Source organism: Pseudoxanthomonas broegbernensis (assembly GCF_014202435.1).
In the GTDB taxonomy this organism is placed as follows: Bacteria; Pseudomonadota; Gammaproteobacteria; order Xanthomonadales; family Xanthomonadaceae; genus Pseudoxanthomonas; species Pseudoxanthomonas broegbernensis.
On record NZ_JACHGU010000017.1, the window covers coordinates 4,415 to 10,370 of the forward strand.

Genomic DNA, 5,956 nt, shown 5'->3' on the forward strand with positions numbered 1-5,956 from the left:
TGCGGATCGTGCCGCCGGCATTGCCCAGCCGGGCGGCGGCCAGCCGCAGGTCGGCGCCGGCTTCGATCGCGCCGGCCGCATTGTCCAGGTGGCCGCCCGCATCCACCTGCAAGGCGCCGGCTGCGTTCAGCACGCCGCCGCGGTTGTCCAGGTCGTGCGCGCTCAGCCGGGCGTGGCCGGCCGTGGCGACGGTGCCGGCGGCATTGTCCAGCCGTCCGGCCACCTCCACCGTGCTGCTGCCCGTGCCGGCCGCGCTCAGGGAGCCGCCGGCGTTGTCCAGCGCGCCGGCCGTCACCGCCAGGGTGCCGTTGCCGGCGATGGTGCCGGCCGCGTTGTCCAGCGTGCCGCGTACCGCCAGCGACAATGCGTCCGTGCCGGTGGCCAGCAGCAGGCCGTGGGCGGTGGTCAGCACGCCGGTGTCCACGACGATGCCGCGGGCAAGGGTGGTGCCGCCCTCCAGGTCGGTGCGGTCGCCCTGCACGGTGAGGTCGCCGTTGCTGGCAAGGGTGCCGCCACGGCCGTCGAGCACCTGCGCGACGATGTCCAGGCGCCCGTCGCCGGCGTGCTCGATGGCGCCGGCGGTGTTGTCCAGCCGCTGCGCGCTCACCGCCATGTCGCCGCCGGCCACGAGGGCCCCGGCCGCGTTGTCGAGCAGGCCGTCGGCGGTGACCTGCAGGCGCGCCTGGCCGGCCGCCTGGAGCTGCCCGCCGGCATTGGACAGGTCCCCGGCATGCACGAACGTGTCGCCGGCCGCGACGATGGCGCCGCCGCGGTTGTCCAACTGGGTGGCCGCGGTGAGCATGCTGTCCTGGATGCCCGCGGCCACGATCGTGCCGGCGCGGTTGTCCAGCACCGGCGCCTGGAGCTGGAACGCGCCGTTGCTGGCGATGCGGCCGCCGGCGTTGTCCAGCCGCTGGCGCGCGCCGATCACCAGCGCGTCGGGCCCGCTGGCGGCCAGCACGCCGCCGGCGGTGACCACGGTGCCGGCGTCGATGGTCACCCGGCGGGCCGAGGTGTCGCCGCCGCGCAGGTTCACGTCCTCGCCGCTCACGGCCAGCGCGCCGTTGCTGGCGAGGGTGCCGCCCGCACCCTCCAGGGTGTCGGCGGAAATGGCCAGGGTGCCCTCGCCCGAATGCCGGATCGCGCCGCCGGTGTTGTCCAGCACGTCGGCGGCCAGGTGCAGGTCGCCGCCGGCGGCGATGTGGCCGCCGGCCGAGTTGTCGATCAGACCATCCACGTCCACCTGCAGGGCCGCGCTCCCGCCCGCCCGCAGGGTGCCGCCGGCGTTGCGCAGCTCGTCCGCGCGCACGGTGGTGTCGCCGCCGGTCTCCAGGGTGCCGCCGGTGTTGTCCACGGTGCCGGCCACCGTCACCGTGGAGGCGTCGGTGCCGACCGCGGCGATGGTGCCGCCGGCGTTGTCCAGGTGTGCGGTGTCCAGCCGCAGGGCACCGTTGCTCTCGATGCGGCCGTCGGTGTTGTCGATCCAGCCGCTGGCGTTCAGTACCAGGGGGCCACGCCCGGTGGCGGTCAGCGTGCCGCCGGCGGTGGTCAGCGTGTCGGCGGCGATGGCGATGTGGCGCGCCTGGGTGGTCGCCTCGCGCAGGTCCACATCGCGGGCATCCAGCGCCAGCGTGCCGTTGCTCAGGATCGTGCCGCCGGCGCTTTCCAGGGTGGCCACCACCAGCGACAGGTGGCCGGTGCCGGCATGGCGCAGGGTGCCGCCGGTGTTGACCAGGACGTTGGCGGACAGGGCCATGCCGCCCCCGGACGCCAGCAGCCCGCCGCCGCCGTTGTCCAGGCGCCCGTGGGCATCGACGTACAGCGCCCCCCGGGCGTCCAGGGTGCCGCCGCGGTTGTTCACCTCGCCGGCGCTCACCCTCGCCTGGCCGGCCACGGCCAGGGTGCCGCCAGCATTGTCGAACAGTCCGCCAACGGCGACGCGGCTGGCGCCGGCGCCGGCCGCGCTGAGGGTGCCGCCCCGGTTGTCCAGCGATTGCGCCGACACCTCCAGCACGCCGTTGCCGGCGATGACGCCGTGGGTGTTGTCCAGGGCCTGGCGCACGTCCAGCCGCAGGGCCTCGGGGCCGGTCGCGGTCAGGCTGCCGTAGGCCGTGGTCAGGGTGCCGGCGGCGATGGCGATGCGCTCGGCGGCCACGCTGCCGCCGCGCAGGTAGGCGGTTTCGCTGTCCAGGACGAACGCGCCGGCGCTGGCGAAGGTGCCGCCGGCGCCCTCCAGGTGCCGGGTGCGCAGGGTCAGCTCGCCGCTGCCGGCGTTGAAGATGGCACCGTCGGTGGTGACGACCGTGTCGGCCTCCAGGCGCAGGCCGCCGCGGGCGGCCAGGACGCCGGCACCGGCGTTGTCCAGGCGCCCGGCCACCTCGACCCGGAGCGGCCCGGCCGCCTGCACCGTACCGCCGCGGTTGGCCAGTTCCCCGGCCTGCAGTTCGGTCGCGCCGCCCGTGGCCAGGAGGCCGCCGGTGTTGTCCAGCCGGCCAGCCACCTGGACGCGGCTGTCCGCCGCGCCGGCCGCGACGATGAGGCCGTCGCGGTTGTGCAGCGTGCCCGCGTCCAGACGCAGGGCGCCGTTGCCGTGGATCTGGCCGCCGGTGTTGTCCAGCCGCTCGCGGGCGGTGATCGCCAGGGCCGCGTCCCCGGTGGCGATCACCCCGCCCCCGGCGGTCACCAGTTCCCCGGTGTCCAGCACGATCGAGGCCGCCTGGGTGAGGCCGCCGCCCAGGTCCGCCGTGCGCGCCTGCAGTTCCAATGCGCCCTCGCTGACCAGGCCGCCACCGGCCCCGTCCACCGTGTCGGCATGGATGCGCAGCCCGCCCTCGCCGGCCTGCTGCACCGTGCCGTCCACGTTGCCCAGCACGCCGGTGCGGATGTCCAGGGCGCCGTGGCTGGCCACGAGGCCGCCGCCGTTGTCGAAACTGTCGGCCTCCACGGTGAGGCCGGCGGCGGACAGGACCGCGCCGCGGTGATCGACCGCGCCCGCTTCCAGCACCAGGGCGCCGGCGGTGGCCACGGTGCCGTCGCGGCCGGCGAACTGGCCGGTGCGCAGGGTCGTCCCCGCCGCCCCGGCATGCTCGATGCGGCCGCGCTCGTTGAGCAGCGCGCCGCTGTGCAGGTCCAGGGCCGAGGCCTGGGTGAACACGGTGCCGTCGGTGTTGTCGAACGTGCCGGCGATCGCCAGGGTGGACGCGCCGGTGCCGGCCTGGACCAGGGTGCCGCCGCGGTTGCCCAGCGCGCCGACGTCCAGGGCGAGCACGCCGCCCGCTTCCAGGAGCCCGCCGTCGTTGACGACCCGCGCCAGCGCCAGCGCCACGTCGCCCGCGACCCGCAGCTCGCCGTCGGTGTTGTCCAGCGCGCCGTGCGCCAGCGCCAGCCGGTCCACGCCCAGGTGGCCGCCGTGGTTGTCCAGGCCGCTGCCCACCTCCAGCGCGATCGCGCCGCCGGCCTGGATCGCGCCGCCGTCGTTGTCGAAGGTGCCGGCGATCCGCAGGAAACCGGGGGCGGCCGGGACATCGGGCACGGAACCGTCATCGGAACCCGGGGCCTCGGGCGCGGGATCATCGATGCCGGGACCGGGACCCTCGGGGGCCGGGCCGCCGGCCAGGGGATCGTCCGGCGCCTCCTCCTGCGGCGCGGCGGCCACGATCCCGATGCGGCCGCCGTCGCGGTTGCTCAGGGTCCCGGCATGCAGCCAAAGCCCCTGCGCACCGGTCTGCACGATCGATCCGTCCTGGTTGCGCAGCGCGCCGGCGTCCACCTCCAGGTGCCGCGCCGTGAGGGTGCCGCCGCGGTTGTCCAGCCATGCCCCGGCATCGACCGACAGCACGCCTTCGGCGCTGAGCGTGCCGCTGTTGTCCACCCCGCCCGTCGCCGCCAGCCGGGTGTCCTGCAGCGACTGCAGGCCGCCGCTGTTCTCCAGCCGCCCGTCCACCGTCACCACCAGGTCCCCGGCCTGCGCGCCGATCTGGCCGGCGTTGCGCACGCCCACGCCATGCTCGTTGCCGACCAGCCAGATCTTGTTGGCGTACATGCCGCCCAGTGCGCCCACGTCCAGCGCGAACGTCGGCGCAGCGCCCCCGCCCTGCAGGGCGGCCGCCGGCGCGCGGTCGGCGCCGACCGCCTGGGCGCCCAGGCTGGCCTGCAGCCGGTCCGCCCAGATCCCGGCGTTGACCTGCAGGGAACGGGCGATCAGGTCGGTGTAGTCGGCCCGGCTCGCGTCCAGCCCGGCACCCTCCACGCGGATCTGCCCGCGCTCGACCCGGTAGCCTCCCAGTACCCCGCCCTCGACCACCGGCACGCCCGTGGTCAAGGTCACCCGGCTGGCGTTGATGAAGCCCGCCCCGTCCACCTGGATGCCGGCCGGGTTGGCGATCACCACCTCGGCGCGCTGGCCGGCCACCTCCACGTAGCCGTACAGCCGGCTGGGGTCGGCGCTGTTGACCTCGTTGAGGATCACCCGCGCGGTGCCGTTGGCCAGCCACGGGTTGCCCTGCACCCAGCCGCCCAGCTCGGTCGAGGTCTCGGTGCGCGAGTTGTTGAGGATCGCCCCTTCCTGGCCCACGTCGAACTGGCGGTAGGTGTTGCGCGATACCCCCGCCTTCGAGGGCCCGGCGATGTTGACCAGGGGCACCTCGTTGGGGGCCCGGAGCACCGTCGGCCGCTCGTGGCGGGGCGCGTTGGGGTCGGCCACGATCCTGCCCTGCTGGGCGAAGACCGGGGCCACCAGCCCCACCCACCCCAAGGCCACCCAGATCGCGAAGCCGACCGGGCGCAGGGCCGCGGTCGCCACCCCACCGCCCGCCTCCGCCCCGCCGCGCGAGGCGCGCACCAGCTCCGAAGCCACCTGCCACACCCGCAGGACACGATTGAACACCAGGCGATAGATGCGATTCATGGATCTCGTTCCTTCTCGATCTCGATGAGGTCAGTGCGACCCGCCCAGGCTGAAGCCCAGGACCGTGCCGGAAGCCGGGAAACCAGCAGTGGCGTGGATCGGCGCGCCGACGAACCCATCCCAATACAGGCCGCGCCAGCCGCCGCGCAGGCCAACCACCGCCCCGGCCAGGTGACCGCCCGGCAACCGCTGCGAACCGGTCCGGCCGACACGCCCGTAATCGGCGCCCAGGTACAGCTCCTGCCCGCCGCCCAGCGCCAGGCCCAGGTCGTTGCGCAACCACCATCCGCGCGCGCCGGACAACGAACTCTCCCCGTCGAAACCACGCACGCTGTAGCGCCCCCCGATCGCGAAGTGGTCCTGCTGCACCAGCGGCGTGCGGTTCCATTGCCCGCGCCAGGACGCGGCGTAGCGCAGGCGCTGCCCGCCCCACCGCAGCGGCATGCCCCACTGGGCGTTCGCCAGGATCACGCCCGAACGCGAGGTGCCCTCGCCGAACGCCTCTTCCGGCGCGTGCAGCGCGCCGAACGCCCCCGTCCCGCGCCGGTAGGCCAGCCCCAGGTCCAGCGCGCCGGCCGCCAGGAACCGCTTGTGGGACACCCCCAGCTCCCAGCCCGCCGTGCGCCGGCGCTGGACCAGTACCTCGGTATCGTCGATGAAACTGTTCGACCGGCGCAGCCAGCCGCGCGCATGGACCCCCGTCTTGCTGTCGGCGTCGCGCAGCAACAGGCGGTCCACGCGCAGCTCCGCATTGCCGCTGGTGCCCGAGTACACGTACGACTCGTAGGCGCCGGCCACCGTCTGCCCGTACTCGTAGCCGCCCGCGGTCGCGCCCAGCAGCCAGTAGCCGTAGGGAAGGTCGTAATGGACCGTCCAGCTCGACGTCTCCCGCCCCCCGCCGTTGAACACCCCGCGGCCCAGGTTCACGTAGAACAGGTCGTTCAGGTGCAGCCCGTTGTCCAGCGAAAGCGTCGCGCCGGCCTGCAGCTTGCCGGTGGCCCGGCTGCCGGCATCGTCGAGCGAAAGATGGCTGCGCACGCGCCCACGCTG

The 5,956-nt window shown here is 75.0% G+C and carries 2 protein-coding genes; both read right to left on the reverse strand.

All coding sequences use genetic code 11. The annotated features are described in order from the left end of the window. Positions 1-4,906, reverse strand: a 4,906-nt coding sequence (locus tag HNR76_RS15050; protein ID WP_183982350.1) for a two-partner secretion domain-containing protein, incomplete at its 3' end; no start/stop codon positions are given. Between the two features lie 30 nt (positions 4,907-4,936). Then, the coding region (locus HNR76_RS15055) for a ShlB/FhaC/HecB family hemolysin secretion/activation protein (protein WP_183982352.1) at positions 4,937-5,956 on the reverse strand (1,020 nt) is incomplete at its 5' end.